1 protein-coding gene is annotated in these 1,068 nt (G+C 69.2%); it reads right to left on the reverse strand.

Features of this window, described 5'->3' with window-relative positions; genetic code table 11:
* Positions 1-949, reverse strand: a 949-nt coding sequence (locus AC069R_RS34095; protein ID WP_478770568.1) for an IS481 family transposase, incomplete at its 3' end; no start/stop codon positions are given.
* Between the last annotated feature and the right edge of the window lie 119 nt (positions 950-1,068).

Here is a 1,068-nt window from a genome sequence, read left to right on the forward strand (position 1 = left end):
TGTATTGCCCCGTGAGGTTGGGGACGCGGCTGGCGGGTGGTTTACCTGCGAGCGCGGTGTGTCCGCGGTGGTGATTGTAGGTGTGCAGCCAGGCGGGGAAGGCGTCACGCCGTTCCTGCTCCGAGCGGTAGGGGCGGGCGTAGGCCCACTCCTCCAGCAGGGTGCGGTTGAAGCGTTCGACCTTGCCGTTGGTCTGGGGCCGGTAGGGCCGGGTTCGCTTGTGTGTGATCTGGGCTGCTGCCGGCAGCTCTTGCCAGTCGCGTGAGCGGTAGCAGGCGCCGTTGTCGGTCAGGACGCGTTCGACGGTGACGCCGCAGCCGGTGAAAAACGTCTGGGCCCGGGTCCAGAAGCCGGTGGCGGTCTCCTTCTTCTCGTCGGTGTGGATCTCGCTGTAGGCGAGGCGGGAGTGGTCGTCGACGGCGGTGTGCAGGTAGCTGTAACCGGTGTTCGAGCGGGTCTTCCGGCCGGCCTGGCGGCCGAGGACTTTGTGTCCGCCGCCGTCGGGGATGTTGCCCAGTTTCTTGATGTCGACGTGGACCAGTTCGCCGGGCCGGTCGCGTTCGTAGCGGCGTATGACGCGGCCGGTGGCCCGGTCCAGGTGTTTCAGGCGGGCGAGGCCGTAGCGGGTCAGCACGCGGTGCACGGTCGAGGGCACCAGGCGCAGGAAGTGCGCGATGCGGGCGGGCCCCCACCGGCGCAGGAGCCGGACCTTGATGATGCGGCGTTCGGTGCGGGTCGGAGTGCGGCGTGGACTGCGGCGGGGGCGGCTGGACCGGTCGGTCATGCCCGCCTCGCCGAGTTGCCGGTAGCGGTCGGCCCACCGTTGAGCCGTGGTCGGCGAGACCTGGAAGCGTTCGGCGGCCCGGCGCAGGGGCCAGCCGTCCTCGACCACGCAGAGGGCCAGGCGCAGGCGTCCGGTCTCGGTCAGGGGTGCATTACGGTGGACCACGAGGGCCTTTCTGGTTGGCGTAGACGTCGCAATCCACACCGAACCGGAAGGCCCTCACCTGTTCAAGATCCCTCAGCCGAGACCTGGCTCACCCGTCCACAACCTCCCCGGACAGAACA

It is taken from the genome of Streptomyces sp. NPDC043952 (assembly GCF_056435325.1).